The organism is Halorhabdus sp. SVX81, from assembly GCF_029207715.1.
In the GTDB taxonomy this organism is placed as follows: Archaea; Halobacteriota; Halobacteria; order Halobacteriales; family Haloarculaceae; genus Halorhabdus.
On the sequence record NZ_CP104322.1, the window covers coordinates 863,842 to 889,960 of the forward strand.

The following is a 26,119-nucleotide window of genomic DNA, read 5'->3' on the forward strand; positions in this document are numbered from 1 at the left end:
ACAAGTCCTGCTGGGCGAGCGGCAGTATCGTCCGAGAAGATGATCAGGCTTCGACGGCCGAACCCTGCTTGTGGGTGACGTAGCCGGCGATCCGGTTGCGCACGCCCTTCGATTCGATGTTGGTGAGCTCCTCGACGAGGTCCTTGTTGTGCTCGAAGTCCGCCGAGAACGCCCGCGGATACCGCTCCAGCAGGATCGTCCCGGTCTTTTTGACGTAGGCGGGTTTGATAGCCATGTACGCTTCTTACCGACTCGGGGCCTAAAAGGATTCGAATCGCCGGTCCCCTTCGGGGAGATCGACGGCCCCCTCCAGGCGCTGCCAGGCCACCTGTTCGCGCTCGCCGCCACATCGTTCGATGACGTCCGAAAAGTACGCTAGCCGCGCCGCGAGGCGGTCGTCGTCGTAGGCCGGAACGCCGAGTCTGGAGGCCGCGACCGTCGCCTCGATCACGGCGGCGTATCCCCGATTCGTCGTTGAAACTGTCTCGCGTTCGATCGCCGATTCGATCGGGTCGAGCCTCCATTTTACCCACTCGGTGCCGTCTTCCGTGCCGGTGTCGATCTCCTCGGTCGTCACCCGCGCCCAGGCGTCGGCCGTCGGGAGGACCGGCTCATCGGTTTCCCGGACAGTCAGCGCCGCTTCGACGAAATCCACCGGATCGCGAGTGAACTGCACGTATCCCTCCCCCTCACGCTCGAAATTTTGACGCGTTCGTGTCTGCCCCCACGTCGTGGCGGTGACTGGATCGCCGGCTGAAAGCCCCAGCGCGGCGACGTTGTACGTCCCGTCGGGCCCCCGCGTCGTCACGACTGACTCGGTGATCCCACGCAATTCGACGGGCCACCCGTCGCTCACACTTCGGCCCCCCGTTCGAGCGCGACGAACAGCCCGCCGGCCAGGATGTCGGCCGTGGTTCCGGGGTTGATCCCCTCGGCGACGAGTTCGTCGGCGAGCGTTTCGGGATCGATACGTCCGTCCCGGGCGGCTTCAGCCCGCTCCCGGATGTCGTTGGCCGTCTCTTGTCCGTGGTTGATCGCCACGAAGGTGTCCGGGTCGGCTGCGAGCAGGTCGAGAAACACGTCGGCGGCACGATCGAGGAGCGGTCCGTCGCGGGCTGGCAGGCGATCCGCGGCGTCGAAGGTCCGCTCGAACCCGGTCGTCCACTCGCGAGCGATGCCGTCGTGATCGGCTGATCGAGCAAGCACGTCAAACAGTGACAGGTTTCGGTCCCGAATCTCGGGAACGGCATCGCGCCCACGACGAACGTCCAGGGCATCCATGTCCTCGGGTGGGTCGGCAACCGCGACATCGACGTGCTCGAACGCCCGGTAGAAGCCGGCGGCGTCCTCGACGCCGGTCCCTTCGGCGACGGCTGTGGCCCGTTCCGGAGTCAGATCCCCAAGCACGGCAGCCCGGACCAGGGGGGCGAGCAACAACAACCCGCCGAACTGGGTGTTCCCGCCGGACTGGTTGCTCATGCCGGAGACGGCATGCTCGAAGGCCACCCCGATCGGCGGCCCGTCAGGGTCGGCGAGGTCTCCAAGCCCCTCGCTCGCGCCCACGGCACCCGCGAGAAAGTGCTCGAACCGGAGCGTATCGTGATCGCGGTGTCGATCGACGTTGCCCGGTGTGGGCGTCGTCGCCACTTCGAGCAGGAGCGCGAGTTCGGCCTGTTGGGCGACGGGACGGGTCATTGTGTGGCTTCCCCTGTCGCTGTCTCGTCCGCTTCGAACCACGCCTCGGTCGCCTCTCGGACCCGCGTGAGCACCGCGGGACGATCGCTCGGTCGCCCGACGCTGACGGCGTCCGCGCCGTAGGCCAGGTACTCGCGGACCGTCTCCCGGTCGCGGACGCCGTTGTTGGCGATGACGAACAGGTCCGTCGCCGCGACGATCTGGGCGACGACGCCTTCGCTGTCCATGGCGTCGACGTGGATCATGTCCGCTCCCGCCGTTTCGACCTGCCGGGCGATCGCCGGGAGGTCCAGGCCGTCCACTTCCGTTCGGACTTTGACGCTCACGTTCGGGCCTGCCTGGGCCGCGGCCTCGACCTGTTCGGCGAGCCGGTCCGGATCGGACAGCAACGCCTGCCCGGCCCCCGTCTCGCACATCTCGGCCTGTCGGCAGTGTGCGTTGATTTCACAGATCGCACCTCGGTCGGCACAGATCTCGGCGATCCGTTCGAGTGGGGCGAGCGAACTGCTCCGGACGTTCACCCCGGCGACGAGCGGGGCATCCGCCAGCATGTCCAACTGCTGATCGGCGAACGCGAACGGATCTGCGGGCAGGAACTCCTCGCGGTCGCGCGTTTGGACCATCTCCCGGGCAGCCTCACGGGTCGACTCGTCGACTGCCAGGCCGCCGAGAAACGCCGCGCCGACGTGCGGGATAGCTGCTTTTGCCCATGCGGCGTCGGACGCCCCGCTCAGGCTGGCGGCGGCCACTCGCGGCTCGAAGGCGAGCCGATCACGCGTCACGTCACCACCTCCAGTGCCGTCTTGACGGCACTGGCGACGCGCGCGGCGTCTTCCCGGGTATCGAGGGTCGTGTCCGTCCGGACTGTCGGTCGATCGAGGTCGGTTCCGTCCGCGTCGTCGAGAACAAATGCGTCGACGAATGGGTAGGCCGCCGCGACACCCGCCGTCGAGGGCTCGTACCCCGCCGCATCCATGAGTTTCGCCGCGGGGCCGGAGAAGACCTGGTCCTCGACGAACGGGGAGACGGCGACCACTGGCGTTTCCCGGAGGGCAGCCGCGATCCCGTCGATGGCCGTCATCGCCCCGATACTCGTGATCGGGTTCGACGGGCCGATAACCACCGGGTCGGAAAGCGCGTCGGAGACTGCATCAGTCGCTGTTGCCGACTCGGCACCGCGAAATTCGACTGAATCGACCGCGGGGGTCCCGTCGTGGGCCACCCAGAACTCCTGGAAGTGCATCGGTCCGTCTGGCGTGTGGACGATCGAGGCGACGGGATCGTCGCTCATCGGCAGGATCTCACGGTCGGCCCCGAGTGCGTCGCCAAGGATCCGTGTCGCCTCCGTGAGGGTATACCCCTCGTCGAGGAGACTCGTCCGCATCGTGTGGATCGCCCGATCGCGGTCGCCGATGTGCATGAACTCGCCGACGGCCGAAAACCGCCGCCACCGGGCGAGTTCCCGGCCGGCAGTCTGGCGGTCGTCGGCGAGATATCGCGGCCCGCCGTCGAGACCAGCCTCCGCGGTCAACGTCCGGACATATTCGTGAGTCTCGGCCGTGTCCTCGGCGATGCCCCACCAGGTGGCCGTATCGAGTATTTCGCCCGCTTGAAAGAGACACGTGTCGACATCGGGACAGACCAGCAACCCGCCGAGTTCGACGTCGTCGCCGGTGTTGGCGACGACGGTCGTCTCCGCGGGCGGAAAGATGTCGTCAGTGCCGGCGAGGAGTTTCGGTGTCCCCGTCCCGCCGGCCAGGAATGTACCCATATCGGCTGTTGCGGCCAGCGTCCTCATAAGCGTGTCTTCGGCAGCCGGACTCGTCAGTACAGTTCCACTTTCAATCCTGAGAATTGGGGACATAGACTCAAGGGTATGGACGGCGGCTGGACAGACATGGACGATGCGTATCGGTTCGCGCCGGCTGCCCCCGAAGAGGAGTACGTCTATGGGGCGGCTGCGCCGGGCTGGCATTCGGCTGTCGACCACGAGACGGCGGTCTCGGCCTGGCTCGAGTTCATGCGTGACCGGGGAATCCAACGGGTCTGCTGTCTGTTACCGGGGGGTGGTTCTGACGGGTGTCGGTACAACCTGGATCGCTACGTCGCGGTGTTCGGTGCGGACAATGTCATTCACGCGCCGCTACTGGATCGACGGCTGGGGGACACTACCGTGCTGGAGGACACCATCTTACCGTTCCTCGAGGCATCCGTTCGGCGGGAAGCGCCAGTTGTCGTCCAGGGACTCTCGGGACTGGGTCGCACCGGACAGGTACTGGCTGCCTGGCTGGTCTATGGCCGCGGGTACGGGGCCGAACCGGCTGTCGAAACCGTCGAGGAGATGGGTCGGTTTCCCGAGGAGCCTATCGAAGACGGCCCGACGACCGAAGAGGAACTCCTCGATCACCTGGCGACTGTCGGCTGAACTGGGTTGCCGTCGCGTCCGCGGCGCTGACTGTGTCGCAATCGCCGAGTGCACTGCTTGATTCTTCATTTCTCACTGCGTTGAGCCGGCTGTTCGACGCTGTCGACGACAGAGCCACCCACTGTTTTGAGGGAACCCGTCCTACGGGAGATCATGAAGACGATCAAGGACAGCGTGCACGACTACATCGAGGTCGAGGGCGTGGCGCTGTCGCTGCTGGATACGCCGCCACTCCAGCGACTCCGACACGTGAGCCAACTCGGCACGGTCACGCTGGTGTATCCCTCAGCCAACCACACCCGCTTCGAACACAGCCTTGGCGTCTATCATCTCGCCGATCAGGCGCTGGCCCACCTCGGTATCTCCGGCCAGCAGGCCGAACGGGTTCGGGCGGCTGCGCTGTTGCACGACGTGGGTCACGGCCCCTACAGCCACAACGTCGAGGGGTTGATTCATCGCCACACGGGCAAGTACCACGACGACGTCCACGACCTGATCGGCGACGGCGAGGTCGCACGGGTCCTGACCGAGCACGGCTTGAACCCCGATGCCGTCGCCGACCTCGTGGCTGGGGACGGTGAGCTCGGCCAACTCGTCTCCGGCGAACTCGACGTCGACCGGATGGACTATCTCGTCCGGGACGCCCACCATACGGGTGTTCCCTACGGTACGATCGACCACGGGCGGCTGGTTCGGGAACTGCGCTTCCGGGACGGGGAGCTGGTGCTCGCGGAGGGCAACGTCCAGACGGCCGAGAGCCTCCTGCTCGCTCGCGCGCTGATGACGCCGACGGTGTACAGCCATCACGTTGCCCGCATCGCCAAGGCGATGCTCCGGCGTGCCAGTGCCCGGCTTCTCGAAGCGACGGAGACGGCCCCCGCGACGTTCCGGCGGATGGACGACGCGGAACTGCTCGTGACGCTCCGCTCGACCGCGGAGACGGCCGAGATCGGGCGGCGGTTGACCTACCGCGACCTCTACAAGCGAGCGGTCTGGGCCGAACGCGGCGCTGTCCCCGAGGATCTGCTGGAGATGGAGCAAGCGGCGATCCGCGAGCGAGAGCGGGATATCGCCGAAGAGGCGGGCGTCGATCCGGCGGCAGTGATTCTCGACGTGCCACCGGACCCCTCGATGGCCGAGTCGAGTTCGCGTGTGCTCGTCAACGGGACTGTGCGACGCCTCGACGAACAGTCGACGCTCGTCCGGGCGCTACAGGCGGCCCAGCGCGACCGCTGGCGACTCGGCGTCTACGCCCCACGGGACGCCCGCGAGCGCGTCGGCGACGCCGCCGTGCGGACGCTCGGGCTCGACATCGACGGCGCACGCGTCACCGACACGCCCCGGGGCATTCACGCGACGTTGGACGAGTTCGAGTGACGGTTCGTCGCTCGGCCCGAGCTTTGCACTCTCGAAACTGTCAAACCCCGCTTACCCCAACGCACTGAATATGCAACTGGAAGGGACGGTTCTTCGCGGGCGGGACTTCGAGCCGGTCGAAGGCCGCGTCGTCGTCGAGGACGGTGAGATCACCGCCGTCGAGGAGACCACTACACACAGCGAGAAGATCATTCTCCCGGCGTTCGTCAACGCCCACACGCACATCGGCGATTCGATCGCCAAGGAGGCCGGGGCCGGCCTCAGCCTCGACGAACTCGTCGCCCCGCCCGACGGGCTGAAACACCAGCTACTCCGGGAGGCCAGCCAGGACGAACTGATCGCCGCCATGCGGCGCTCGCTTTCCGTTATGGAACGGGCCGGAACCGGGGCGTTCGTCGAGTTCCGGGAGGGCGGCGTTGCGGGCGTCGAGGCGATCGAGGCGGCGCTTGACGGGCTCGCTATCGAGGGCGTCATCCTGGGTCGGGAGACGATCGATGCGATGGCGGCCGCCGACGGGTTCGGGGCCAGCGGGGCGCGCGACGGGGAGTTTGGCGCCGAACGCACGGCGACCCGTGAGGCGGACAAGCTCTTTGGCATTCACGCCGGCGAGCGCGACAGCGACGACGTCAATCCCGCGCTGGACCTCGATCCTGACTTTCTCGTCCACATGGTCCATCTCGAAGCCCTCCACTACGAGCGCCTCGACGACGAGAAGGTCCCGGTCGTCCTCTGTCCGCGCTCGAACCTCGTCACCGACGCCGGCGTCGCGCCGGCACGGGAGTTGCTCGACCGCACGACGGTCGCACTCGGTACGGACAACGTGATGCTCAACAGCCCGTCGATGTTCCGCGAGATGGAGTTCGCCGCCAAACTCTACGATATCTCCGCGCGTGAGGTTCTCGGCATGGCGACCGTCGCCGGAGCCGAAATCGCCGGCCTGAACGCCGGCGTGATCGAAGCAGGCAGGGACGCCCGACTGATCGTGCTCGACGGCGATTCGGACAATCTCGCCGGTGCTCAAGACGTCGTCCGTGCGGTCGTCCGCCGGGCCGGCGTCGACGACGTGACCGACGTGATTCTCGGCGACTGAACACATTTTGGCGGATATCGACCCTTCAACTCATCTGGCTTACATTAGCTCTTAAGCCGGATGCCGGCGTACATACATAGACAATCATGTATGATCGAATTTTGGTTCCGACTGATGGGTCAGACGGCATCGAGCCCGTGATCGAGCACGCCCTGGAACTGGCAGCGGTTCACAACGCGACCGTCCACGGACTGTACGTCTTGGATACGGCGACGATGAGTCGAATGCCGATGGACACGTCCTGGGAAGCCGTCTCCGGCATGTTACGCGAGGAGGCAGAGCAAGCGCTCACAGAGATCGAGGAGCTGGCCGGCGAGGCTGTGACGGTCGAGACGACATTGGTCGAGGGGGCACCCAGCCGGGAAATCGTCGCCCGTGCCGAAAACGCGGCCGTCGACCTGATCGTCATGGGCACCCACGGCCGGGGCGGGCTCAATCGACTCCTCCTGGGCAGTGTCGCCGAGCGCGTGATCCGGTCTGCGCCAGTGCCGGTGTTGACCTATCGGGTCGGCGAACCGCCGGAAGTACGCAGTCCTGAAGAATGATGTGACGGGAGCGTTCACCCCGGAGTGACGCGACTGCTCGGTTCAGCGGTCGTTGAAAAGTCGGGCCGCGAATCGGCGATCAGTGATCGCCGGTGTCTTCGTAGACCCACTCGGCGTCGGCGCGCTCGTAGTCGACCAGTTCCTCGTCGTCGAAGAACAGTTCGATCTCGCGCTCGTTCGCTCCGGGGTCCTCGTTGTCCGAGCCGTGGATGATGTTGTGCCCCAGATCGAGCCCGTAGTCGCCCCGGATCGTGCCGGGGGCGGCCTCGGCGGGGTCGGTCGCGCCCATCATCTGGCGGACCTGCCGCGTCGCGTCGGCACCTTCCCAGACCATCGCCATGACCGGTCCGGAGGTGATGAACTCGACGAGTCCGTCGAAGAAGGGCTTGTCTTCGTGTTCGCCGTAGTGCTCGTGAGCGAGGTCCTCGTCGATCTGCATGAACTTCGCGCCGACGAGTTTCAGGCCGCGCTCTTCGAGTCGGGAGACGATTTCGCCGATGAGTCCGCGCTGGACAGCGTCGGGCTTGGCCATGACGAACGTGCGCTCGTCGTGATGGCTCATGCGTCAGCCTCCGTCGGCTCCTCGGCTTCGGCGTCATCTCCGGATTCGTCGGCGTCCGCAGATTCAGCGTCTTCGGTAGCGTCGTCTTCGGCCTCGTCCGCCTCGGCCTCGTCGTCTACGGATTCGGCGTCCTCGGTCTCCTCGTCGGCTTCGGACGCTTCGGCCTCGACGCTTTCCTCGACTTGCTCGTCAGCGTCGGCGGTGTCCGTTTGCTGCTCGGCGGCAGCGTCGCCGCCCGTTCCGCGACCGGCCTCCGTCCAGGAGAGATCGCGTGCCTCCCGACCGAGGTCGGCGTTCTTCTCGCATTTCGACGAACAGAAGTGGATCGTCGTCCCGTTCTTCCGGACGAACATCGTCCCGGTGCCGGGCTCGATGTCCGCGCCGCAGTAGTCACATTCGCGTGTCTGTGGCATTATTGGCCTCCGATGGCGTCCGCCTCGCGTGCGGTCTCGCGCAGCTGGAGGACGTCCCCCTCGCGCACGGCACCGAGCACGTTGCGGGTGATGATTCGGCCCTTGTTCTCGCCCTCGCGGATGCGGCACTTGACCTGCATGGCCTCGCCGTGCATCCCCGTCCGGCCCACGACCTCGATGACCTCGGCGGGCGTGGATCCGTCGTCGGTGGACTCCTCAGCGCTCATGCGTGATCACCTCAGCGGAGGTCCTCGACCTTCCCGGCGATGTCCTCGACGTCGCCGTCGGCGTCGCCCGAATCGACGATGGCGGCCGCCGCGGAGCCGACTTCGAGGCCCGCCGCGTGACCGAGGTCGTCCTGGGCGCCGACGAAGAGATACGGGACGTCCTTCTCGTCAGCGAGCTCCGGAATGTGCATCACGATCTCCTCCGGCTGAACGTCCTCGGCGACGACGACGAGCTCGGCGTTGCCGCGCTCGATCGCCTTGGTCGTCTCGTTGGTTCCTTTCTTTACTCCACCTGTGTCTCGCGCGATCTCGAGCGCCTCGAGGGCGTCGTCTTCGAGATCCGCGGGAACATCGAAATCGACGTATACTGGCATGGGTTGGATCACCTCCTGCACGTGGGCTCACACTCCCCCGCCGTCGGGACCGTCCCCGGACGGGCCGATCCCGGCGTCGCCCCGGAGATCGAGGCGGCGCGAAAGTCCTAGATGGCTAGGAGTATCATCAACCCCGTGCAGGCTGTACCCGAACGTGGTCCGGCGGACGTAAAAGCGCTTTCGAAGCCGCACGGGCGTGTGAGCCCGCCACACGACCGTCGGGAGCCGCTGTCTCTCACCCGTTGGATCGATGGTTCCATGTGCGCACTCACCTATGGCGAAAGCATGATCGAGGACGTGGTCGCCCCGCTCCGCGCGGAGGCCCGGAACGCCGGCGAACGCCGGCTACTTGTCATTCACGGCGATCCCGCAAGCACGCGATCGGCCGCCGCGACAGCCGTCCAAACGGTCCTCGACGCCGACGAAACCGTCAGTACCGTCAGTCCAGTCGCCCTCCTGGCTGGCGAATCCCCCGAACCGTCTCAATCTGGACGTTTCGATCAGACTCACGTCGAACACCTCGAACCGGCTCATGCTGACCGCCTTCTCGGCCGAACCCGTGACGTGGTCGTCCTTGACTGCCACGAACGGTGTGATCCCAGCGCCATCGGTTGCGTCGTCGGTGCGGTCGACGGTGGGGGCCTGCTCGTCTTGCTCGCCCCGCCGCTCGACCGGTGGCCCGACCGCCGGGACGCGTTCGACGAATCGCTTTCGGTCCCTCCATTCGACCGGGCGGACGTGACTGGACACTTCCGGTCCCGACTCGTCGAGACGCTTCGAGCCCATCCGGGGATCGCCATCGTCGACACCGAGGCGGATCGTGTCGAGCGGGACGGATTGACCCGTCCGGCCCCACGACTGGACGGCGACGACCCACCGGTTCCCGACAGTCACACGTTTCCGAGCGCTGCCTACGACGCGTGCTTGACGGCGGATCAGGTCGCGTGTCTCTCGGCGCTCGAAGCTCTCCGTGAAGCGGGCAACGCTGTGGTGATCGAAGCTGACCGGGGTCGCGGGAAATCCAGCGCGGCCGGGCTAGCAGCCGGGAGTCTCGCCCTCGATGGCCAGGACGTGCTCGTAACTGCTCCCCAGTACCGGAGTGCAGGCGAACTATTCGCCCGCGTCGAAGAACTCGCGGCGGCAGTCGGCGTCCCGATCGAACCCGATCAGGAATCCAATCCGCGGGAGATTTCTGTCGGTGACGGGTGCGTGCGGTTCGAGTGTCCACCCGGCGCGATCACTCACGCCGACGAACCCGACGCCGTGATCGTCGACGAGGCTGCAGCACTGCCGGTTCGCCTTCTCGAAGCCTTCCTGGCCGCGCCTGCTGTCGCGTTCACGACAACCGTCCACGGCTACGAGGGTGCAGGACGGGGATTTTCCGTCCGGTTCCGGGATCGGCTGGCCGAGTCGGACGTGGCCGTGACCGAGCGGACGATGGACGAACCGATCCGGTACGCAGCGGGGGATCCGATCGAGGTCTGGGCCTTCCGGGCACTGTTGCTCGACGCACGCCCGCCGGTCGAGCAGTTGATCGCCGACGCGACGCCGGCCACTGTCGAGTACGCACGGATCGACTCCACCGACTTGCTCGCGGACGAGCACCTGCTTCGGGAGGTCTTCGGGCTACTGGTCGTCGCGCACTACCGGACGGAACCCGCCGATCTCGCCCGGTTGCTCGACGCGCCGAACGTCACCGTGCGGGCACTCACTCACAACGGCCACGTGGTCTCGGTCGCCCTGCTGGCTCGGGAGGGGGGACTGTCGGCCGATCGGCGGGCTGAAATGTACGAAGGTGCCCGCGTCGCGGGCAACATGATACCGGACGTGCTGACGAGCCAACTCCGGGACGAAGCCGCGGGGATGCCAGTCGGCCTGCGCGTGATGCGGATCGCCTCGCACGACGCCGTCCGGGGGCGGGGACTGGGATCACACCTGCTAACTGAGATCGAGAGCGAGTTCCGCGAGGACGTGGACTGGCTCGGCACTGGGTACGGTGCGACGCCGCCACTCGTCGACTTCTGGGCGCAGAACGGGTACCGGTCAGTCCACCTCTCGACCTCGCGCAACGAGCGCAGCGGCGAGCACTCCGCGATCATGCTGAAAGCGACTACAGCGGACGGTCGGGACCTGCTCGATCGGCACACCGAGTGGTTCCGCGACCGGATCGAGGGGACGCTGGCGGATCCCCTCTCCGACCTCGATCCCGACATCGTCAGGGCCGTGCTTCGGACCGTCGACGGCACGCCGGACCTTGATCTCTCCGTGTTCGAATGGCGCGTACTTGCCGGGTCGCCCCACGGGGCTGGACTGTACGACACGGTGCCCGAGGCCTTCGGGAAACTGGCGCTGTGGTACTGCTCCGGGTCGCATGACGAACTCGGGCTCACGGACCGCCAGGAGCGATTGTTGGTCACGAAAGCCCTTCAACACCGGTCGTGGAGCGCCGTGACTGACCAGCTTGACTTTCATTCCCAGCGGGAGTGTATGCGTACACTGGGCGCTACTGTCGGGGTGCTGGTCGACGCTACCGGTAACGACGTGGCACAGTCCGAGCGTGATCGATTCGGCTAACGCGGAGTGGATGAGGCGAACCAACTACCCAGCCAGTACGTTTTTCTCGGTCGATCGGCTAGCGGGGGTATTGATGGACGGCGCGACTAACCAGCTGATTCTTCGAGCGGCCGGTAGCGCGATCTGTGCTCACGGGGATGTGGATCCGACGATCAGGCCCTTACTCGAGGACACGTTCGTGCACCTGCGGGGATGGATGCCGGGGGTCGACGTGTGAGCCTGTTCAAGGGCCAGTCCGAGCTAGAGCTGACCGAGGGCGGGATCCTGCGACCGCTGTTTTACCTCTCGCTGCCGATCGTCGTCACCAACCTGCTCCAGGTCGCCTACAACATCGCCGATACCTTCTGGCTGGCCGGGATCGCGGGCGAGGCCGGCACGGACGCGGTGGCGGGGATCACCTTCGCCTTCCCGATCGTCTTCCTGCTCATCTCGATGGGGATGGGGCTGTCAGTGGCCGGGAGCGTCCTCGTTGCCCAACACACCGGAGCCGGCGAATCCGATCAGGCGTCCGTTGCGGCGTCCCAGACGGTTACCTGGGCGATCCTGGGGTCGGCAGTGCTGGGCCTGCTCGGCTTCCCGCTGGTCGGCCCGCTGATCGAGTTTCTGGGAGCGTCGCCGAGCGTGCTCCCCGGCGCGCGAGCCTACATGCAGGTCATCTCGCTGGGGCTGCCGTTCATGTTCGGTTTCTTCGTGTTCATCGCCCTGATGCGCGGGGCCGGCGACACGATCACGCCGATGGTCGTCATGTTCGGGACGGTCGTGCTGAACATCGCCCTGGACCCGTTCCTTATCTACGGGTGGACGCTCGTCGAGAACGCGCCATTCGTGGGGACCGTCGCGTTCCCGCAACTCGGGATCCAGGGGGCGGCCATCGCGACCGTCTTCTCCCGCAGTCTGGCGATGATCGTCGGGCTGGCGATCATGTTCTCCGGCCGGCGGGGCGTCCCGATCGACCCACGGGCGATGGTCCCCGATCTGGGCTATTTGCGGACGCTGCTGCGGGTCGGGTTGCCGGCCAGCGTCGAGTCCACCGGCCGGGCGCTGTCGGTCAATGCCATGCTGCTCGTCGTCGGGACGTTCGCGGATCCGGTGGTCGCCGCCTTCGGCATCGGAACGCGCGTGTTCTCGGTGATCTTCCTGCCGGCGATCGCCGTCGGGCGGGGGGTCGAGACGATGACCGGCCAGAACATCGGTGCGGGCAAGCCCGATCGGGCGGGAACGGCCGCCTACGCCGCCGCGAAGGTGATGTTCGCCATTCTGTCGATCCTCGGCCTGATCATCTTCCTCGTCCCGCGACCGATCGTCACACCGCTGTCTCCGAACGCCGAGGTGACTGCCATCGCCGTCGAGTTCATGCGCTACACCGCGCTTTCGTTCGGATTTATCGGTATCATCCGCGCGTTCTCGGGGAGTTTCCGCGGCGCCGGCAAGACCCTGATCGCCGCGGCGATCGCCGTCCTCACGCTCGGCGTCGTCCGCCTGTCGGTGGCTGCCGTCGCCTCCCAGTATTGGCTCGGCGTCCAGGGCATCTGGGTCGCCTTTTTCGTCTCGAACGTCGCCGGTGCCCTCATCGCCTGGCTGTGGTATCGCCGGGGGTCCTGGCGGGACGGCGACGTCCGGGAGACGTCGGGGACCGGATCTGGAGGTCCCGTCGAAGACGAACCCGAACCGACCGTGGGTGACGACTGATCCGAACCGGAACGACGTCACGTTCGAACCGAAACCTACTCCCGGGGCAGTCACCGATCTAGCGCCAGCAATGGCCGACTCACAGAAAGACGGCCTCCGGAGTGCGGAGGTCACTGAAGGGGCCGACCGCGCTCCCCACCGATCGCTGTTTCGCGCGGCGGGACTGACCGACGAGGAGATCCACAATCCCCACATCGGGATCGCCAACTCCTGGAACGAGATCGTCCCCGGCCACGTCCACCTGGACGAACTCGCCGAGTACGTCAAGGAAGGCGTCCGCGAGGCTGGCGGGACGCCCCTGGAGTTCAACACCATCGCCGTCGACGACGGCATTGCGATGGGTCACGAGGGGATGCGCTCCTCGCTGCCTTCCCGGGAAGTCATCGCCGACTCGGTCGAACTGATGGCCAACGCCCACCAGTTCGACGGGATCATCGCGTTGGCGTCCTGCGACAAGATCGTCCCCGGGATGCTCATGGCGATCGCTCGCCTGGACATTCCGGCGATCGTCGTCACCGGCGGGCACATGGCCGCCGGCGAGTTCGAGGACGAACCGGCCGACCTCGTGACCGTCTTCGAGGGCGTCAGCCAGTACGAGGAAGGCGAGATGACCGACGACGAACTCTATGAACTCGAATGCAACGCCTGTCCGGGCGAGGGATCCTGCGCCGGGATGTTCACCGCGAACACGATGGCTTGCGTCACGGAGACGCTCGGACTCTCCTGGACGGAATGTGCGACCCACGGCGCGACCGACGAGCGGAAGTTCGAGATCGCTCGCGAGAGCGGTCGGCAGATTCTCGACCTCGTCCAGCAGGACGTCCGCCCCTCCGAGTTCCTGACGCGGGAGGCTTTCGAGAACGCCGTCGCGGTCGATCTGGCCCTGGGTGGATCCACGAACACCATGCTGCATATCCCGGCCATCGCCCAGGAGGCGGGCCTGGATATCACGCTCACCGACTTCGAGGAGATTGCGGCACGCACGCCCCACCTCGCACACATGAGTCCCGCCGGGCCCTGGCGGATGGAACACCTCCGCGAGGATGGCGGATTGCCGGCCCTCTATCGTCGGATCGAGGATCTCCTCCACCTCGATCTTCCCACCGTCGACGAGAAGACCATCGGCGAGCGCCTAACGGAAGGCGACGAACCGGGCGAGGTCATCCAGCCCCGCGACGATCCCGTCCACGAGGAGGGCGGCCTGTCAGTGCTCCGGGGGAACCTCGCGCCCGAGGGCGCGGTCGTCAAATCCGGCGCGATGGACGAGGACATGCACCAATTCGAAGGCCGCGCACGGGTCTTCGAGTCCCAGCAGGCGATGCTCGACGCCTACGACCAGGGTGCGATCGAGCCCGGCGACTTCGTCGTCATCCGCTACGAGGGCCCGAAGGGCGGCCCCGGCATGCCCGAGATGCTCGAACCGACCTCGAAGATCAGCGGATCACCGCGTCTCTCGGGCGAAGTCGCGCTGCTGACCGACGGCCGCTTCTCGGGCGGCACGCGCGGCGCGGCCATCGGCCACGCCAGTCCCGAGGCGGCCGCGGGTGGCCCGATCGCCCTGGTCGAAGAGGGCGATACCATCCGGATCGACGTCGACGAGGGCGTGCTGTCGCTGGAGGTCTCGGACGAGGAGTTGCGCGAGCGGGCCGCCGAGTGGGAACCGCCGGAACTCGAGGCAAGCGGGAACCTCGAACGGTTCGCCGCGATGGCAACCAGCGCCGCCACTGGTGGGGTCCTGGAAGTGCCGGACCTGCCGACGCCGTCGATCCAGGTGCCGTCCGATGGCACGTCGACACCGGCGGACGACTGAGTCCTGTTAGGCCCCGACCAGCGCCCCCATCACCGCCGATTCCGCCCGTCGGAGAACCGTCGAGGCCGTGCTTCGCGCGACGCCCGCCGCGTCGGCGACCGCCTCCAGTGACGCCTCTCGGGGCACTTCGTAGTATCCGAGTTCGGCGGCGGTCTCGACGAGTTCGAGCTGACGACCGGTCAACTGGCCGGCGATCGCCCCGTGTCTGCGGTCGAAGTCACCCAGCTCCAGCACCTCGACGTCGACGCCCGGACCCGCCTCCAGCTGCTCGACGAGGGTGCTCAGCGAGTCGTCGGTGCCGACGACCGTGATGTGGGTTCGGGCGCGGCTGTCGTAGACGATCGGCGGCATGACAACGAGGTTCAGGTCGGCGAAGACCGTTCGCCAGACCCGCTCTTCCTCGCGAGTCTCCTGGCAGACGTAGCTGTAGAAGCTTTCATCGTCGATTGGCGTCAGCGTGTACTCGGGAATCGAGTCGACGTCGTCGATCGCCTCGCGGTAGGCTGCCCGGTCGCCGACTGCGTAGAACAGCGCGTACTCGACGTCGCGGCCGGGCAGGACGTTCCAGGTCAGCAACTCCTCGCGCTCCATGCGGTCGCTCTCCCGGAGGAACTCCTGCATCGGATGGTGCAACTCCGCCGGCAGGTCCAGCCTGGCACGGAGGTATCGCATGCCCGGGCCGACGGCGGGGGATAATAAATAGCCTAGTGACGTCGGCCGAGCGCTGGTTGGGCCGCGCGGCGAACGAACAGCCATGGCAGAGACACAGGGGTCGTCGACCGAGCGGGGCGAACAGCCGAGTGAGACGCCACCGGGACCGGGCGGGTTGCCGCTGCTGGGGAACACGCTGGATCTCTATCGCGATCCGTGGGCGTTGTACGAGGAGCTGGAATCGTACGGCGATGTCGTCCACTATACGGCCGGTGGGAACGACTTCAACGTCGTTCTCGATCCGACTCTCGTCGAGCAGGTATTGTTGACCGATCACGATGCCTACGGCAAGTGGGCGTTGGGAGACGTCGGCGGCGGTATCGGGAGCGAGGGACTGGTCCTCGCGGAGGGCGAGCAGTGGCAGCGCCAGCGCCGGGTGATTCAGGAGGCGTTCACGATGGACCGAATCAGGGCGTACGGCGACGCGATGGGGCAGTACGCCGCCGAGGCCGTCGAGGCGTGGGACGACGGCGAGGAGATCGCGCTGAACGAGGCGTTCTCCCGGCTCACGCTCCGGATCCTGGCACACTCGCTGTTCGATCTGGACATCGACGCGGAGGCGGGGACGGTCGCCGAGTTCACGCGGACGGTCAACGACCGCTGGACGTGGACAATCTCACCGCGTTCGTCCCGCTGTGGGTCCCGCTGCCCAGGAACCGCCGGTTCAAGCGGCGCGTCGCGGCCTTCGAATCGTTCGTCGAGGAGCTGATCGAGCAGCGCCGGGCCGACGCCGCCGAGCGCGATGACCTGCTGTCACTCCTGCTGGCCCACGAGGGCGACGGGCTCACCGAGACGGAGATCCGCGACCAGATGACCACGTTCCTGTTCGCCGGACACGAGACGACCTCGCTGGCGTTGACCTACGCCTGCATGGCACTTGCCACCCATCCTGGTCCACGTGAGCGTCTGGACCGGGAGCACGAGAGAGTCCTGAATGGCGGGATTCCCAGCCTCGCGCAGGTCCCGCAGCTGGAGGCGACCGAGCGGGCGATCAAAGAAGCGCTCAGGCTCTACCCGCCGGTGTACGTCCTCTTTCGGGAGGCCAACCGGGACGTCGAACTCGGCGGCTACCGCGTGCCGTCGGGACAGAAGATCACCGTCCCGCAGTTCTGGATCCACCGCAAGGAGGCGTTCTACGACGATCCCGACGAGTTCGATCCGAGCCGATGGACAGACGGGTTCGAGGACGAGCTACACGACTACGCCTACTTCCCGTTCGGTGGCGGTCCGCGCCACTGCATCGGGATGCGATTCGCCATGCAGGAACTGAAGACAGTGCTCCCGACAGTGCTCCAGCGCGCCGACTTCGAGTTGCTCTCGGATCCGGATCCGGACTTCTCCATGGGGGCGACCCTGCGGCCCGCCGAGGATGTCCGTGTGCGAGTCCGAAAACGGGACTGAAACGCACACACCTTCGGTCAGAACCCGTCTTCCCACCGGAAGACGCCGTTTCGCTGGATCACTTCGCCGTCGACCGACAGCGTCGCGTCCTCGCTCGTGTCGGCGATCAGGTCGACGTGGATCGCGCTGTCGTTGCCGGATTCGCCCTCGGGCAGACAGGCGTCGTAGGCCCGGCCCAGCGCCAGATGGAGCGTCTCGGCCATCTTCTCGTCGAAGAGGATATTGTCCGTGTAGCGGTCGATGCCGCGATTCATCCCCACCCCGAGTTCGCCGAGCCGTCGAGCGCCGTCGTCGGTTTCCAGTAGCCCCGCGAGCGTGTCTTCCCCCGCTGCCGCCTCGAAGTCGACCACTTCGCCGTCCTCGAAGACGAGATGAACATCCCGTAGCGTCTTGCCCCTCACAGTCATCGGCACGTCGAAGGTGACCTCGCCCTCGGCGTCGGCGGGCGCGGTGAAGACTTCGCCGCTGGGGAGGTTATGAGAGTCGTAGGCCACCGACGCGGCGCTGTTGACCGCCGTCCGCCCCGCGATCGAGAGCGTGAGATCGGTGCCGGGGGCGTCGATGTGGACCTCGCTGCCCTCGTCGAGGATCGTCTTGAGTCGGTCCATCTCCGCAGCGAGTGATTCCCAGTCCCGGAGGGTGGCGTCGTAAACGAACTCGCGGTACTCCTCGAAGGCCATGCCGGCCCCCTGGGCGAGCGCGCGTGTTGGGTGCAACGTCGAGACCCAGTCGGTGTCCAGGCGCGCTTCTCGGACCTCTTCTCTGGCGCGGGCAAACGCCTGCTGACGGTCGTCTGGCACGTCGGCCATTCCAGCGGTGTTGCGTGTACCCTTCAGCACGAGGACGCTATCAGCCTGCTCGTAGAGTGTCTGCTCGTAGTCAGGATCCTCGTCGAAATCGTCGTCGTGCGCTTGGAGATACGCACGCTGAATCTCGTCAGAGCGATAGACGTTCACCAGGTTCGCGCCCCGGTCACCCAGCTTTTCGGCGACCGCGACAGCGAGATCGTGTGCGCCCTCGTCGACCGAAAGAACGACGTCGTAACCCGACTCGATGCGGGCGCTCCAGTCGACCAGCACTGCGGCGTGTTCGTGGATGCGATCGTCCATGCCGGCTGCACGGGCGACGGCGGTAAAACGACGGCGGATGGTCGTCACACAGCCAGTCCGTCGCGAGTTACGCTTTTTTGCTCGAATCGCTTACGTTCGATCGAACCATGTCGTGGCGCAGTCGTTTGCAGGGTCGCCAGACACAGTTTTACATCGAGTTCCTCTACGGCTTCCTGTTTATCGCCGGGTTCGCGCTGCTCATGTTCCAGTTCGATCCGCGCGTCGCGGCGTTCGAAGGGGGGCTCGTGATCGGCTACATCCTCCGCGTCTGGGAGAAGATGTCCATTTACGAGCGCATCATCGAAGAGCGTGTTTCGGAAGCCGCGGAGTCCCAGGTCGAGGCCGAACTCGACGAACAGGTTCCCGAGGAGGTCCAGACCGAACTACAGGAACAGGTCCCGGCGGAAGTCGAGACGGAACTCGACGACCAGGTGCAAGCACAGGTGACGGACGAACTCGAAGAACAGGTCGAGGCACAGGTGTCAGACGAGGTCGAAACCGAACTCGACGACCGGCTGGATGACCGGCTTGACGAGGACTCGCGGGCGAGGACCGAGGCGGCCGAGTCCGCAACTACTGATACTGGGTCTAGTACCGAGTGAGGCGGTGCGGACGAACCCTTCGGTTCCTCTTATCGGGTACTCCCGTCAGACGACGACGATCGCGCCTTTCATCCCCTGGATTCTGTGGGGGTCACAGACGTACAGGTAGGTTCCTGACTCCTCGAAGGTGTAGGCGTAGGTTTCGCTGTCACTGTTGACCTGGGGGCCGCTATACAGCGGTTCCTGGTCATCAGGCGAGGCAACGTTGTGAGCGCCGCCACGCCCGTTCCACTCCCAGACGATCGTCGTCCCCGGACTGATCGCGACGACGGCGGGGTCGAATGCCAGGTACCCGGTATTCCCGCGGGCACCGACGGTAACCGAGACTTCGTCCGCGTCAGTTCGGTCGACGCCGGTCCCGTCGAAATTACTCGTGTTCGAGAGATACTCTTCGGCTTCGTCCGGCACGTCAGTGTATTCGGGGTAGTCGCTTTCGGTGGATTCGCTCGGGTCGTCGCTCGAGCAACCGGCCAGTGATCCACCAGCAATGCCACCGATCGCAGCGAGCACCGCCCGTCGTCGTACCATGTCGCTAACCTACGGTCGCCGGGATTCAAAACCGCGTCGTTCACTACAAAACCGACAGTCACTTTTCGACCGTGCTGTCTCACGGGGTCACGCCGCCGCCGGCGTCACCCACGTACAGCGCATAGAGGACGACAAGAAACCCGGCCGCCGAGAGGCTACTTTCGATGCCGATGCAGGCACCGAAATCGAACGATCCGAACTGGTGGAGGAGCCCCCCGGCGAGTGTCCCGGTTGCGACGAGTCCGAGGCCGAGGGTAAGCGTCCGAAGAGATGTCGAGCCAGTCCGTCGATAGGCCTGATAGGCCAGATACGTAAGGATGCCCGTACACCCGAGGACGATCATCTCCGCCACAGTGACGACAACCACACTACTTTGCATTATCTCTCCGTATCGGGATACTCCACACGCTGGCCGGATATAAACCGCCGTCAGTTACCACCTCTTGGGAACGTCTCACTCGGCGGCGTACAGCGAGTAGACGATGACAATGAATCCGCCCGCGGTCAATCCGGATTCCAGCATGACACTCGCTTCGAGCCCCAACGAGAAGATCTGGTTTCCGGCCCCGGCGAGGAACGCGCCGAGTGTAATCACGCCGAATCCAAGCGCGAGCGAACCCAGTGACTGTGACCGGGTTCGCCTGTAGGCCCGGTAGGCGAGAAACGTTATCAGGCCACCCAACAGCAGGATGAGCGTCTTCAGTGCGATGACGGTTATCGAGGCGTGGGGACTCATGTTTCTTTGCGAACCTCCGACCACAGGGTTTCGAGGCGTTCGTCGGCTGTCTGGGCCCGACGAGCGATCTTGACCTCACACTCGCGATCGTCCGAGAGGCCGATGATGACCTCCTCGAACGCGATCTCGTAGGTACTTGCGTGCTGACCGTCCGGCCTGATTTCGACGCCCTCTGTCAACAGCGACGCCTCCGTCAATAGATCGAGTTTCCGGTAGGTGGTCGACAGCGGGATGTCGCTCGCGTCGGAGATCTCCGAAGCTGTCATGGGTTCGTCGAGCTCCTCGACGATCCGGCGACACTCCGGATCGTCGAGTGCGTCGAGAACGGCCTGCAGATCGGGAGATTCGTCGGCTGCAAACGGATCGCGGACCATTTCATTCCGACCCTCCCCGTCCTCTCGGGAATGCGGGTCCGGAATGGATGGGGATGGCACGCGTTCGTCGAGACCGGTGCATATCACAGATTCGGCGCTTCACGGGAATTTGTGTTTCGGTTCGTCTCCCCTCACTCTTTCGTTACCGGATCGTCGAGTATCGCCGTCCTGACCGCTCGACACTGGCGAATCTCGACAGCGGATTCTATGCCAGTAATCGAAACGCTTCCTGGTTGTTTTGGCTTGCAAAAACCTCTCTACTTTGTGACGATAACGGCCATAGATGCGGAAAATGTTGCTGGTTGTCCGATACAGATCCACCGATAGAATTCTTCTCGCGGGTGCATCAAAGCGATCCCTCGCGTTCCCAGCGAGTGAGAATCAGCAGGATTGGTTTGTAGGTTCCTGGAGAAGTACGGGCGATGACAGCTAATGCGGACGGTCGACGCGAGGTGATCGACCAGCCGCGCGGCCGACACTCCCGCGAGTGGGAAGTGTTCGTCCGCGAGACGGTTGAGGATCCTCTCACTCATGTTGGTAGCGTCACGGCGGCGGAGAAAGCAACTGCCCGCGAACAGGCTGAAACGCTGTTTTCGGATGTCGTTGCCGTCTGGCTTTGTCCCGGGAGTGCCGTCCAGCGGTACGCCGATCCGGAACTCGCGCCGGGTGAGAGCGCATGATCCCGGTCAGCGATCTTCTCGTCGACGTTGCGGACGATACGGGGGAGAGTACGACCGCGGGGGATAGCGGTGAAGAAATCACTGTGGCGGATCGGCACCATCCAATCGTCGTCTGGCACGTGACTGGCGCGAACAATCTCGACCCCGAGTACGGGGACGCCGGGGCTGGCCCTGGCCACGGCGACGGCGAGTTGACGACCGCGGAAGCGACGGCCGTCATCGAGGATCTCGCCGCCTACGGTGTGGCAGCGATCCGGTTTACCGGCGGTGAGCCACTATTGCGCGACGATCTCGAACCACTGATCGAGCGGGCAACCGATGCCGGTCTCCGGACGAAACTTTCGACAAACGGAACCTTACTCACTGACGAACGGGCCGAGTCCCTCGTGGCGGCTGGACTCGACGACATCGATGTCACTATCGATGGGCTGCCGGACCATCACGACGAACTTTACGGCCGCGAGGGGGCATTCGATGACGCGCTCGATGGCATTCAGGCGGCCCAGGACGCGGGGCTCGATCCCGGTGTTCGCTTTACGCTCACCGAGGCCAACACGGCCGACATGGAGGAGCTCGTCGATCTGCTCGCCCTCCAGGGTGTCGAACGCTTCCGGTTCCATCACCTCGAGTACAGCAGCCAGGACGAGGAAGTCATCGATCTCGACGTTGATCACGAGGCCCAGCGACGTGCCGTCCGGCGAGTCTGTGATATCACGCTGGACGCCCACGATCGTGGCCACGATGTCGAGACGCTACTCGACGGCAATTATGCTGATACGGGCTACGTCTATCAGTACGCACGCGAGGAGCTGAGTGAGGACCGCGCCGCGGCGATCCGGGACCGCCTGGAAGCCGACGGCGGCGATCCCGCCGGCGAGCGCATCGCCGACATCGACTACCAGGGGAACGTCCATCTCACGCCGTACTGGCAGGAGTATTCGCTGGGGAACGTCCGGGACCGACCGTTCAGCGCCATCTGGGAGGACGAGTCCAACCCACTCCTGGCAAAGCTTCGGGACCGCAAGGAGTACGTCCCAGATCGATGCCCGGACTGTGAGTACTATGCGATGTGCCGCGGTGGCTCGCGCCATCGGGCACTCGCGGCCGAGGGCGACGTCTGGGCGCGCGATCCCCAGTGTTATCTCACCGACGAGGAGATCGGTCTGGACGCCGACGGCTCGCCCTCGTCTGCTGATTGAGCCGCTCGTTTTCCCGGATCCCCACTCCGGCGAATGCCACGGGGGATCGGGGTGCTTTTTGCCCTCGCCCGTGTACCCGGCCGTGTGCTTTCGGTCGAGTTGCATGCCCATTCGTCGCTGTCGTACGACGGACGGGATCCCGTCGAGAAATTGCTTGCCAGGGCAGCAGACGCGGGACTCGACGCGCTTGCGGTCACCGATCACGACGAGATCGCGGCGAGCCTTCGGGCAGTCGAGTTGGCCCCCGAGTACGGCCTGCTCGGCATTCCGGGGATGGAAGTGACCAGCGCCGCGGGTCACGTCCTCGCGCTCGGGGTCGACGAACAGATTCCGGACGGCCTTCCGTTCGAGACGACACTCGATCGGATCCACGACCAGGACGGCGTGGCGGTCGTCCCGCATCCGTTTCAGGAATCCCGGAGCGGAGTGATGGCAAACATCTCCCGCGCCGAGTTGGCGCAGGCTGACGCCATCGAGGTGTACAATTCCCGACTGCTGACCGGGCGGGCCAATCGCCAGGCTCGGACGTTCGCTCGCGAACACGGGGTTCCCCAGACTGCCGGCAGCGACGCCCATATCAGCGAGATGGTCGGCCGGGCCGTCACGCTCGTCGAGACCGACGAGTGCTCGGTCCCGGCGATCCTCGCGGCGATCCGGGACGGACGCACCCACATCGAGGGGCGACGAACGCCCTGGCACATCAGCTTCCGACAGGCAGCCGGCGGCGCGAAACGCAAGGCTCGGGAGCGCCTCGCCTCGCTGTTCGAGTGACGATGGCTGGCAACCCCGTCGACTCAGGGGCGACGAGACTCCAGGGAGCCGACCCGGATGTCGTCCGGGCGGCGATCGACTCGCGCGATCCACTGCCCGGGACCAGGGGGTTTGCCGGGCTGGTTGACGGCCGGCTCGTCCGGGACGTGCTCGGTCGATATCCACTCTTCGTCGAATGGAACGACCCGACGACGTGGGCGTTCGAACCGGGCAACCTTTTGGCACCGGTTGCCGTCCCGGCTGGCCACGTCCAGGACCATCAGGGATTCACGCAATACTGGACGCTCCCGGAGCCATCGTTACAGCGCGGACGCGACGCGATCGAGACCGTCCGTTCTGCACTCAAAACAGCGCTGGGTACCGTCGAGACGGGCGGACTCGCCATCGCGTTTTCCGGCGGTGTCGATTCCGCACTTCTCGCGGCCAGGTTGGATGTTCCGTTGTACGTCGCCGGCTTTCCGGAGAGCCACGATATTGCGGCGGCCAGGGAGGCTGCCGCGTTTCTCGATGCGGACCTTCGCGTCGTCGAACTCGATCACGAGACGCTCAGAGCGCGCGTCCCGGATGTCGTCGCGGCGACGGGACGAACCAACGCGATGGATGTCGAGATCGCCCTCCCGCTGTATCAGGTGGCTTCGACGGCCGCCAGCGACGGGTTCGACCGCCTGGCCGTCGGCCAAGGGGCCGACGAACTGTTCGGGGGCTATGCCAAGGTCGCGAATCCATCGGCACACTCTCGCGTCGCGGCTGATACTGTCCGGGCGGCTCGTCGTGAGGGACTAGAGACACTTCCGGATCAGTTAGAACGCGACGTTCTGGCGATCCGTGCCGGCGGGGTCGAACCCGTCGCGCCGTTACTCGACGACCGCGTCGTCGAATCGGCACTTTCGTTGCCTGGATCGTTACTCGTCTCTGCCCGAGGTGACCGGAAGTATGCGTTCCGACTTGCCAGCCGGGCCTGGGTCCCCGATCGAATCGCGTTCAGGGAAAAAAAGGCACTCCAGTATGGAAGCCTCGTCGCGCGCGAACTCGACCGCCAGGCTCGGCAGGCAGGGTTCAAGCGTCGCATGGACGATCACGTCACCCAATACGTCGAATCGATCGAAGATTAAGAGAACGGCGGACCGGACGAATCGGGGGGTATCGGGCCATCGGGGGAGAAGGCCCGACACATTACGTGGCAATTGACGCGGCGTATCGCCGGGGGCAATCGTCCGATCCAATTATGTCATGTAGGAGGTTACTTGTAAAACTTTCGTATATGTATTTGAATGTGAATGACTATTCAATCATCGCATTTCTGTGTCTCTGCTTGTCGCTTTGCGTGAATCATCTCAAAGATGGACGACTTCTGTCTCCTACACACGGTATGTTACAAGCCTCCATGGATGGGGGCCCTCCGATTCGAACCCGAGAAAACCGACCTGTTCTTCCAGGGGTCAGCTGGGTGGTCTCGCTTTAGACTGCTTCGTTTGGGCACACGCCGGTCGCGTATTCGTCCACATACCACAACTACGCTTCTCGATATCATCGAATCGAAACATAACTTCTATTGAACGAGAGTCCAACATGATGGTATGGGGCTACGTGACCGATGGCGAAGAGTTGTCTCTCCCGTCCTCGTGTGGGCCAAACGCAGTCTCATCCTCGGTCTCGTCATCGGCCTGTTCGTCGTCGGCATCTCAGCGACGGTCGGCACTGGCATACCGGCTATTGATACTACGACAGCGATCATTACTGATTCCGAACGAGACATTTTCCACAACGAAGATGCCCTCGATGAAGGCACGATTCCGGGCGAACAATCCACACCCAGCGACGGAGGAACCGCAATTGCTCACGATACCCTCACCGGGGAGGGGACGCCGAGCAGCCAGGTGGATCCGGATACCGCCCAGACCACGAATGACCGGGAGATAGTGAACGCTGCTCGAATAAACCAGACTCAAATCGAATCCCAGGTCCATCAGTTCATCAACGAGGAACGCTCTGAACGGGGGCTAGCTTCTCTTTCTTTCAATGATGCACTACAAGAGATCGCTCGATATCATAGCCAAGATATGGCTGAAAGACGGTATTTCGCTCACACGGCTCCGGACGGTGAGGACATGGGGGCCCGATATTCGAGGTTTGACTTCCAGTGTGAAGTGCAGATATCCGACCGGCAATATGCAACTGGGGCCGAAAATATCGCATACACCTATGCTGATACCAACGTCGTGACCGATGGCGGCACGGTAAATTACAATCGCAACGAAACTCGCATCGCGCAGGGCCTCGTCGACGGGTGGATGAACTCCCCTGGCCACCGTGCGAACATTCTCAAATCTTACTGGCAGTCCGAAGGGATCGGGATTGCGATCACGGAGACGGACGAAGGCATCCGAGTCTACGCCACCCAGAATTTCTGTTGATGACCTCCCGGAGTCATTTTCCTCACAAGCGGGCGAGACTGAGCGGCGATATCGTCGCCGCGAAGGTTGAGAGACGATCGCGTCTCTCAGGACTGGGCGGATCCGGCGGATTCGCGAGGGTCGCCGCGCGAATGGTCCGAGGGAGCAAGCTCCCTCGCTACTCCCGAGGACGGCGGGATTTGAACCCGATGGCGAGATTCGCTACGCTCGCCTCGCGTGATTCAAATCCGGCCACGAACAAACAGAAGTGCGTCGCTCGCGAGTTTGCGAGCGACAGAACTTATGGACTCGGCGGGACTGAGCGAATCCGGAGGATTCGCGAAGGTCGCCGAGGGAACGAGACGAACGAAGTGAGTCGAGTGGACTCGGCGGGATTTGAACCAGAGGAAGACGGTCCGGGGTGCTCGCTCACTCCGTTCGCTGCGCTCCCGGGGCTGCGACTTCCAGGGGTTCAAATCCGGCCGTCGTCGCTTTACACACCCGGCGCTGGCGTTCACTTCGTTCACGCAGTCGCCGGGAGAAGTTCAGTGGACTCGGCGGGATTTGAACCCGCGGCCTTCCCCGTGCCAGGGGGATGATCTACCGCTGATCTACGAGCCCGCGTCAACACCGCTACGTTTCCGGTGAGTTTTCTTAAACCCATCGAAGCCCGGCGTTCGGGGACGCCAACGAGTAGAAACCGTTTAGTGGCCAAGCCACCAGTTATAGCTTGGGAACACACGACCGCAAATCTGACGCGTCGCGCAGGTGTCTCAGACACTTTCGGCCTCTTTCGCCGGGCGCGACTTGGGATTGCGGACGTGTCCGGCAGGG

31 protein-coding genes and 1 tRNA gene are annotated in these 26,119 nt (G+C 64.9%); 16 read left to right on the forward strand and 16 right to left on the reverse strand.

Going from position 1 to position 26,119, the window contains the following annotated elements; all coding sequences use genetic code 11:
• Positions 1 to 43 precede the first annotated feature (43 nt).
• The 5 genes from SVXhr_RS04220 to cofD are packed head-to-tail and all read right to left on the reverse strand — an operon-like array spanning position 44 to position 3,466.
• Complete coding sequence (locus SVXhr_RS04220) at positions 44 to 235, reverse strand: 30S ribosomal protein S17e (protein ID WP_275739739.1); 192 nt, start codon at positions 233 to 235, stop codon at positions 44 to 46.
• 24 nt (positions 236 to 259) lie between these two features.
• A complete protein-coding gene (locus SVXhr_RS04225; RefSeq protein WP_275739741.1) occupies positions 260 to 856 on the reverse strand; it encodes a DUF447 domain-containing protein in 597 nt (198 codons plus the stop codon).
• The gene (locus SVXhr_RS04230; protein WP_275739743.1) at positions 853 to 1,695 is read right to left on the reverse strand and encodes a triphosphoribosyl-dephospho-CoA synthase; all 843 of its coding nucleotides are present in this window, start codon (positions 1,693 to 1,695) and stop codon (positions 853 to 855) included. The genes SVXhr_RS04225 and SVXhr_RS04230 overlap by 4 nt, the downstream gene beginning before the upstream one ends.
• Positions 1,692 to 2,477, reverse strand: coding sequence for a tRNA-dihydrouridine synthase (locus SVXhr_RS04235; protein ID WP_275739745.1), 786 nt, complete (start codon positions 2,475 to 2,477; stop codon positions 1,692 to 1,694). Before SVXhr_RS04235 ends, SVXhr_RS04230 begins: the two co-directional genes overlap by 4 nt.
• On the reverse strand, positions 2,474 to 3,466 hold the full coding sequence (gene cofD, locus SVXhr_RS04240) for a 2-phospho-L-lactate transferase (protein WP_275739747.1): 993 nt from the start codon (positions 3,464 to 3,466) through the stop codon (positions 2,474 to 2,476). The genes SVXhr_RS04235 and cofD overlap by 4 nt, the downstream gene beginning before the upstream one ends.
• 126 nt (positions 3,467 to 3,592) lie before the next feature.
• On the opposite strand from cofD, the gene SVXhr_RS04245 reads away from it, so the two are divergent.
• The 4 genes from SVXhr_RS04245 (at position 3,593) to SVXhr_RS04260 (ending at position 7,132) form a co-directional block, all read left to right on the forward strand.
• The gene (locus SVXhr_RS04245) at positions 3,593 to 4,120 is read left to right on the forward strand and encodes a protein phosphatase (RefSeq protein ID WP_275739749.1); all 528 of its coding nucleotides are present in this window, start codon (positions 3,593 to 3,595) and stop codon (positions 4,118 to 4,120) included.
• Between the two features lie 153 nt (positions 4,121 to 4,273).
• A complete protein-coding gene (locus SVXhr_RS04250; RefSeq protein ID WP_275739751.1) occupies positions 4,274 to 5,497 on the forward strand; it encodes an HD domain-containing protein in 1,224 nt (407 codons plus the stop codon).
• A 70-nt stretch (positions 5,498 to 5,567) separates the two neighbouring features.
• Entirely contained in the window at positions 5,568 to 6,587 is a 1,020-nt protein-coding gene (locus SVXhr_RS04255) for an amidohydrolase family protein (RefSeq protein ID WP_275739752.1), read from the forward strand.
• Between the two features lie 86 nt (positions 6,588 to 6,673).
• The gene (locus SVXhr_RS04260; protein ID WP_275739754.1) at positions 6,674 to 7,132 is read left to right on the forward strand and encodes a universal stress protein; all 459 of its coding nucleotides are present in this window, start codon (positions 6,674 to 6,676) and stop codon (positions 7,130 to 7,132) included.
• 79 nt (positions 7,133 to 7,211) lie between these two features.
• Here SVXhr_RS04260 and ndk read toward each other — a convergent pair whose 3' ends face one another.
• From ndk to rpl7ae, 4 genes are read right to left on the reverse strand one after another with little or no spacing between them, the layout of a single operon-like run.
• The gene (gene ndk, locus SVXhr_RS04265) at positions 7,212 to 7,694 is read right to left on the reverse strand and encodes a nucleoside-diphosphate kinase (RefSeq protein ID WP_015788518.1); all 483 of its coding nucleotides are present in this window, start codon (positions 7,692 to 7,694) and stop codon (positions 7,212 to 7,214) included.
• Positions 7,691 to 8,107: a 50S ribosomal protein L24e gene (locus SVXhr_RS04270; protein ID WP_275739756.1), complete on the reverse strand. Its 417-nt coding sequence runs from the start codon at positions 8,105 to 8,107 to the stop codon at positions 7,691 to 7,693. Before SVXhr_RS04270 ends, ndk begins: the two co-directional genes overlap by 4 nt.
• Positions 8,107 to 8,334, reverse strand: coding sequence for a 30S ribosomal protein S28e (locus SVXhr_RS04275; RefSeq protein WP_275739758.1), 228 nt, complete (start codon positions 8,332 to 8,334; stop codon positions 8,107 to 8,109). The genes SVXhr_RS04270 and SVXhr_RS04275 overlap by 1 nt, the downstream gene beginning before the upstream one ends.
• An 11-nt stretch (positions 8,335 to 8,345) precedes the next feature.
• Positions 8,346 to 8,708, reverse strand: coding sequence for a 50S ribosomal protein L7Ae (rpl7ae, locus tag SVXhr_RS04280; protein ID WP_275739760.1), 363 nt, complete (start codon positions 8,706 to 8,708; stop codon positions 8,346 to 8,348).
• A 258-nt stretch (positions 8,709 to 8,966) separates the two neighbouring features.
• Here rpl7ae and tmcA point away from each other — a divergent pair, with 258 nt between their 5' ends.
• The 4 genes from tmcA (at position 8,967) to ilvD (ending at position 14,781) form a co-directional block, all read left to right on the forward strand.
• Positions 8,967 to 11,282 carry a tRNA(Met) cytidine acetyltransferase TmcA gene (gene tmcA / locus SVXhr_RS04285; protein WP_275739762.1) on the forward strand — a complete coding sequence of 772 codons (2,316 nt, stop codon included), beginning with the start codon at positions 8,967 to 8,969 and terminating at the stop codon, positions 11,280 to 11,282.
• Positions 11,283 to 11,355: 73 nt separating this feature from the next.
• On the forward strand, positions 11,356 to 11,499 hold the full coding sequence (locus tag SVXhr_RS04290; RefSeq protein WP_275739765.1) for a hypothetical protein: 144 nt from the start codon (positions 11,356 to 11,358) through the stop codon (positions 11,497 to 11,499).
• Positions 11,496 to 12,971, forward strand: coding sequence for an MATE family efflux transporter (locus SVXhr_RS04295; protein WP_275739766.1), 1,476 nt, complete (start codon positions 11,496 to 11,498; stop codon positions 12,969 to 12,971). Before SVXhr_RS04290 ends, SVXhr_RS04295 begins: the two co-directional genes overlap by 4 nt.
• Positions 12,972 to 13,041: 70 nt before the next feature.
• Complete coding sequence (gene ilvD / locus SVXhr_RS04300) at positions 13,042 to 14,781, forward strand: dihydroxy-acid dehydratase (RefSeq protein WP_275739768.1); 1,740 nt, start codon at positions 13,042 to 13,044, stop codon at positions 14,779 to 14,781.
• Between the two features lie 6 nt (positions 14,782 to 14,787).
• Here ilvD and SVXhr_RS04305 read toward each other — a convergent pair whose 3' ends face one another.
• Complete coding sequence (locus SVXhr_RS04305) at positions 14,788 to 15,453, reverse strand: helix-turn-helix domain-containing protein (protein WP_275739770.1); 666 nt, start codon at positions 15,451 to 15,453, stop codon at positions 14,788 to 14,790.
• Positions 15,454 to 15,535: 82 nt separating this feature from the next.
• Between SVXhr_RS04305 and SVXhr_RS04310 the strand changes: the two genes are divergently transcribed.
• Positions 15,536 to 16,201 carry a cytochrome P450 gene (locus SVXhr_RS04310; protein WP_275739772.1) on the forward strand — a complete coding sequence of 222 codons (666 nt, stop codon included), beginning with the start codon at positions 15,536 to 15,538 and terminating at the stop codon, positions 16,199 to 16,201.
• Entirely contained in the window at positions 16,099 to 16,893 is a 795-nt protein-coding gene (locus SVXhr_RS04315) for a cytochrome P450 (protein WP_275739773.1), read from the forward strand. Before SVXhr_RS04310 ends, SVXhr_RS04315 begins: the two co-directional genes overlap by 103 nt.
• 17 nt (positions 16,894 to 16,910) lie before the next feature.
• On the opposite strand, the gene SVXhr_RS04320 is transcribed toward SVXhr_RS04315, so the two are convergent.
• A complete protein-coding gene (locus SVXhr_RS04320; RefSeq protein ID WP_275739775.1) occupies positions 16,911 to 18,002 on the reverse strand; it encodes an aminopeptidase in 1,092 nt (363 codons plus the stop codon).
• Between the two features lie 107 nt (positions 18,003 to 18,109).
• Between SVXhr_RS04320 and SVXhr_RS04325 the strand changes: the two genes are divergently transcribed.
• Positions 18,110 to 18,604 (forward strand): hypothetical protein, encoded by a 495-nt coding sequence (locus SVXhr_RS04325; protein ID WP_275739777.1) that lies wholly within the window; start codon positions 18,110 to 18,112, stop codon positions 18,602 to 18,604.
• A gap of 45 nt (positions 18,605 to 18,649) precedes the next feature.
• Here SVXhr_RS04325 and SVXhr_RS04330 read toward each other — a convergent pair whose 3' ends face one another.
• From SVXhr_RS04330 to SVXhr_RS04345, 4 genes are all read right to left on the reverse strand, one after another.
• On the reverse strand, positions 18,650 to 19,132 hold the full coding sequence (locus SVXhr_RS04330; RefSeq protein ID WP_275739779.1) for a halocyanin domain-containing protein: 483 nt from the start codon (positions 19,130 to 19,132) through the stop codon (positions 18,650 to 18,652).
• 79 nt (positions 19,133 to 19,211) lie between these two features.
• Positions 19,212 to 19,511, reverse strand: a complete 300-nt coding sequence (locus SVXhr_RS04335) for a hypothetical protein (protein WP_275739781.1) — start codon at positions 19,509 to 19,511, stop codon at positions 19,212 to 19,214.
• A 75-nt stretch (positions 19,512 to 19,586) separates the two neighbouring features.
• A complete protein-coding gene (locus tag SVXhr_RS04340) occupies positions 19,587 to 19,868 on the reverse strand; it encodes a hypothetical protein (RefSeq protein ID WP_275739783.1) in 282 nt (93 codons plus the stop codon).
• Positions 19,865 to 20,242, reverse strand: coding sequence for a helix-turn-helix domain-containing protein (locus tag SVXhr_RS04345; protein WP_275739785.1), 378 nt, complete (start codon positions 20,240 to 20,242; stop codon positions 19,865 to 19,867). The genes SVXhr_RS04340 and SVXhr_RS04345 overlap by 4 nt, the downstream gene beginning before the upstream one ends.
• A 422-nt stretch (positions 20,243 to 20,664) precedes the next feature.
• Between SVXhr_RS04345 and SVXhr_RS04350 the strand changes: the two genes are divergently transcribed.
• The 5 genes from SVXhr_RS04350 (at position 20,665) to SVXhr_RS04370 (ending at position 25,306) form a co-directional block, all read left to right on the forward strand.
• Positions 20,665 to 20,922: an Htur_1727 family rSAM-partnered candidate RiPP gene (locus SVXhr_RS04350; RefSeq protein WP_275739787.1), complete on the forward strand. Its 258-nt coding sequence runs from the start codon at positions 20,665 to 20,667 to the stop codon at positions 20,920 to 20,922.
• Positions 20,919 to 22,121: a TIGR04347 family pseudo-SAM/SPASM protein gene (locus SVXhr_RS04355; protein ID WP_275739789.1), complete on the forward strand. Its 1,203-nt coding sequence runs from the start codon at positions 20,919 to 20,921 to the stop codon at positions 22,119 to 22,121. Before SVXhr_RS04350 ends, SVXhr_RS04355 begins: the two co-directional genes overlap by 4 nt.
• Positions 22,122 to 22,205: 84 nt before the next feature.
• A complete protein-coding gene (locus tag SVXhr_RS04360; protein WP_275739791.1) occupies positions 22,206 to 22,892 on the forward strand; it encodes a PHP domain-containing protein in 687 nt (228 codons plus the stop codon).
• A gap of 2 nt (positions 22,893 to 22,894) precedes the next feature.
• Positions 22,895 to 24,004, forward strand: coding sequence for an asparagine synthase-related protein (locus tag SVXhr_RS04365; protein ID WP_275739793.1), 1,110 nt, complete (start codon positions 22,895 to 22,897; stop codon positions 24,002 to 24,004).
• Between the two features lie 465 nt (positions 24,005 to 24,469).
• On the forward strand, positions 24,470 to 25,306 hold the full coding sequence (locus SVXhr_RS04370) for a CAP domain-containing protein (RefSeq protein ID WP_275739794.1): 837 nt from the start codon (positions 24,470 to 24,472) through the stop codon (positions 25,304 to 25,306).
• A gap of 528 nt (positions 25,307 to 25,834) precedes the next feature.
• Here the strand turns inward: SVXhr_RS04370 and SVXhr_RS04375 are convergent.
• Positions 25,835 to 25,906, reverse strand: a tRNA-Ala gene (locus tag SVXhr_RS04375).
• Positions 25,907 to 26,119 lie beyond the last annotated feature (213 nt).